Source organism: Mycobacterium sp. NGS48, from assembly GCF_059812585.1.
In genome coordinates this window covers 1-3424 of the sequence record NZ_JCALCY010000037.1, presented here as the reverse complement: position 1 = coordinate 3424, position 3424 = coordinate 1, and the positions used below count along the sequence as shown (strand labels likewise).

At 67.5% G+C, this 3424-nt stretch carries 4 protein-coding genes; 3 read left to right on the top strand and 1 reads right to left on the bottom strand.

The window, feature by feature from the left end; all coding sequences use genetic code 11:
* Positions 1–653 (top strand): carboxymuconolactone decarboxylase family protein (locus AC5Y42_RS23530; RefSeq protein WP_499900973.1); only part of this gene is annotated, 653 nt, incomplete at its 5' end.
* Here AC5Y42_RS23530 and AC5Y42_RS23525 read toward each other — a convergent pair.
* Positions 625–1527, bottom strand: coding sequence for a sigma-70 family RNA polymerase sigma factor (locus AC5Y42_RS23525; RefSeq protein WP_499900972.1), 903 nt, complete (start codon positions 1525–1527; stop codon positions 625–627). The genes AC5Y42_RS23530 and AC5Y42_RS23525 overlap by 29 nt on opposite strands.
* A 68-nt stretch (positions 1528–1595) precedes the next feature.
* Between AC5Y42_RS23525 and AC5Y42_RS23520 the strand changes: the two genes are divergently transcribed.
* Both AC5Y42_RS23520 and AC5Y42_RS23515 read left to right on the top strand, forming a co-directional pair.
* A complete protein-coding gene (locus AC5Y42_RS23520; RefSeq protein ID WP_499900971.1) occupies positions 1596–2189 on the top strand; it encodes a TetR/AcrR family transcriptional regulator in 594 nt (197 codons plus the stop codon).
* Positions 2189–3424: glycosyltransferase (locus AC5Y42_RS23515; RefSeq protein ID WP_499900970.1), on the top strand; the 1236-nt coding region annotated here is incomplete at its 3' end. The genes AC5Y42_RS23520 and AC5Y42_RS23515, both read left to right, overlap by 1 nt.

The window sequence follows — 3424 nt, the reverse complement described above, 5'->3', positions numbered from 1 at the left end:
CTCGCGGGAGACGGGACTTGTCACGTTCGCGGGGGCTGCCTCGTCTGACGGGTATGACACAGAAAACCCGTATCGAGCCCCTGCCGCCGAAGAAGGCCCCGCTGTGGATCCGCGCCGCCTACCGCTACGCCAAGCGGCGCTTCGGCGAGGTCCCCGAGCCGTTCACCGTCGCAGCCCACCATCCACGGTTGTTGGCCGCCAACGCCGTACACGAATCCATGCTGCAGTCGGCCTCCCGCAAACTGCCCGCAAGTGTGCGCGAGCTGGCCGTCTTGTGGACCGCGCGGACCATCGGGTGCTCCTGGTGCGTCGACTTCGGATCGATGCTCCAGCGCCTCGAGGGGCTCGACATCGAGCGACTCAAGGACATCGACAACTACGCCACCTCCCCGCATTTCACTGATGACGAGCGTGCCGCGATCGCCTATGCCGACGCGATGACCACCGACCCGCACACCATCACCGACGAGCAGGTCGCCGATCTCCGGGCCCGCTTCGGGGATGCCGGCGTGGTCGAGTTGAGCTACCAGGTCGGTGTGGAAAACATGCGGGCCCGGATGTACTCGGCGCTGGGCATCACCGAGCAGGGCTTCAATTCCGGTGACGCCTGCCGGGTCCCGTGGCTTAACCAGCCCGCAGCGGAGAGCCGGTGAACTTGTCCGGATTGGCGATATCCCAGATGGCACACACCTTCCCGTCGCGCACCGTCATCGCGGTGACCCGCGGCATCATCGCCTGATAGCCGTCTTCACCAGAGGACCCTGAGGTGTAGGCGCCCAGCTCGCCGTTGACCAGCGCCAGCTGATTGGCGGTGACGAAGGTGGGTCCATAGCGTTGCGCGAGACCCAACACGAAACGCGCCACCTTGTCCGGTCCGTGGATGACCCGGGCAGCGGTCGGCGCCCTGCGGTTGGAGTCGCCGGTAAACGTCACGTCCGGATGCAGCAGGGCGACGGTGGCGGCCAGGTCGCCGGCGGCGATCGCCGCCATCAGCTTGCCCACCACCTCGTTGTGGGTGGTGTCCGGTTTCGGTGGCGGCGCGTCGGCCACTGCCCGGCGCGCCCGCGATGCCAACTGCCGCGCGGCGGCCTCGCTGGTTCCCAGCACGTCAGCGACCTCGGCGAACGGCACCGCGAACCCGTCGTGCAACACGAACGCCACCCGCTGGTCGGGTCCCAGCCGCTCCAGCACCACCATCGCCGCGAACCGGGCGTCCTCGTTGGCCACCACCGTTGCCAGCGGATCAGCGTCATCGAATCCGGTCACCACCGGCTCCGGCAACCATTCGCCCACATAGCTTTCCCGCCGGTGTGCCGCTGAGCGCAGCCGGTCCAGTGCCAGCCGGCTGACCACCGTCGTCAACCAGGCTCGCAGGTCCGCGATTTTGGCGTCGGTGCCCTCCCAGCGCAGCCAGGCCTCTTGCACCATGTCCTCGGCGTCGGCGAACGTACCGGCCAGCCGGTAGGCGACGGTCAGCAGATGCGGCCGTAAGGCCTCGAATTCGGTGACGTCTGAAGCCGTCGTCATTGCTTCAGCTTAAGTTCGTCCGTCGCCAAAGCACCCACCGGAGCCATTTTCGCGTTAGTATCATTAACATGAAAATGGCGCGGCCCTATCGGATGACCACTCGGGCGGCCGCTGCGGCCCAAACCGCCGAAAACATCCTGATCGCGATTAAAGAGCTGGTCGCGGTCAAGGCGTTCGCCGATATCACCCTCGCCGACATCGCCGCCCGTTCCGGCGTGACGGTGCAGACCATCCTGCGCCGGTTCGGCGACAAGGATTCCGTGTTCGCCGCCGCCGTAGCCCACTTCGCTGCCGAAGTCCACACCAGGCGCGGCGACGCGGTCCCGAACCACCTCGACGACATCGTCACCAATCTGGTCCGGCACTACGAAGAGTGGGGACCCTTGATGATCAAGATGCTCGGCGAGCGCACCGCCTCCTCTGCCGTCGGCGACGCGGTGGCGGCCGGAAAGCGGTACCACCGCGACTGGTGCCAGGCGGTGTTTCCCGACGCGCTGGCCCCGCTCGGCGAGCCGGGACGATCCCGGCGACTGGCCCAGCTGGTTGCAATATGCGATCTACGCACCTGGGAACTGCTGCGCATCGACTCGGGCCTGAACTGCGAGGAGACCATCGCCGCGCTGCGCGAGATGCTCGAACCGCTCACGACGAAAGAGCCATAATGGCAACTATTTTGGCGTACACCTCGCCCGCGTTGGGCCATCTGTATCCGATCTGCGCGTTGCTGGCCGAACTCCGCCGGCGCGGTCACCGCGTCGTGTTGCGCACTCTGGCCGCGGGCGTGCCCACCGGCCGCCGAGCCGGATTCGCCACTGAGGCCATCGACCCACGCATCGAGGACATCGTGATGTCCGATTGGATGGCTTCCAACCAGCGGGCCGCGTTGACACTGGCCTGCGGCACCTTCTCGGCGCGCGCGGCACATGAAATTGGCGACCTGCGTGGCGCGATCGATACCGTCGCGCCGGACGCGTTGATCATCGACACCAACTGTTGGGGCGCCGCCGCGGTCGCCGACGCCGGGGACGTTCCGTGGCTGACGTTCTGGCCCTACACTCCGTTTCTGGCATCGCGCGATGTGCCGCCGTTCGGACCGGGCCTGCGGCCGTGGCCCGGCCTGGCCGGCCGGATACGCAATGCGGCGCTGCGCCCGATTGTGCTCGGTGCGGTGGAAAAGGCGATGTTAGGTCCGCTCAACAAGGTTCGCGCCGACGCGGGCGCCGTCCCGGTCGGTTCCGCCGACGAATTCGCCCGGCGCGCATCGCTGGTCCTGGTCGCCACCGGCGAGCCGTTCGAATACCCGCACCCGGATTGGGGTGGCTCAGTCCAGCTGATCGGTCCCTGTGACTTCGACCTCGCAGATGAGCCGCCGCCATGGCTCGACGACATCGACTCACCCATCGTGCTGGTCTCCAACTCCTCGGAACGTCAAGACGATACGGCGCTGGCACTCACCGCCCTCGAAGCACTGGCCGATCAGCCCGTACACGTCGTCGCCACGTTGCCCACCGGCGTCCCGAACGGCATCACACCGCCGCCCAACGCCACCGTCAAGGCGTTCGTGCCGCACGGCGCCGTGTTGGATCGGGCGGTCTGCGCGATTACCCACGGCGGTATGGGGACCACCCAGAAGGCGCTTGTGCGCGCTGTGCCGGTGTGCGTCGTGCCGCACGGCCGCGACCAGTTCGAGGTGGCGCGACGGGTGGAGGTCTCCCGCAGCGGAACCCGCCTTGCTGCCCGGCGGCTAAGCCCGATGCGGTTGAAATCCAAGGTGCTGCAGGCGATGTCGATGACCGAAGGCGCACGGCGGGTGGCGGACGGATTCTCGGCCACCGGCGGCGTCGGCTACGGCGCTGATCTCATCGAGCGGCGGCTGCTTGGCCAACATGCACCGGCC

What these genes read in the sequence shown, in the direction of transcription:
- AC5Y42_RS23525 (WP_499900972.1), bottom strand. Translation starts at nt 1,527, where the DNA reads ATGACGACGGCTTCAGACGTCACCGAATTCGAGGCCTTACGGCCGCAT.
- AC5Y42_RS23520 (WP_499900971.1), top strand. Translation starts at nt 1,596, where the DNA reads ATGAAAATGGCGCGGCCCTATCGGATGACCACTCGGGCGGCCGCTGCG.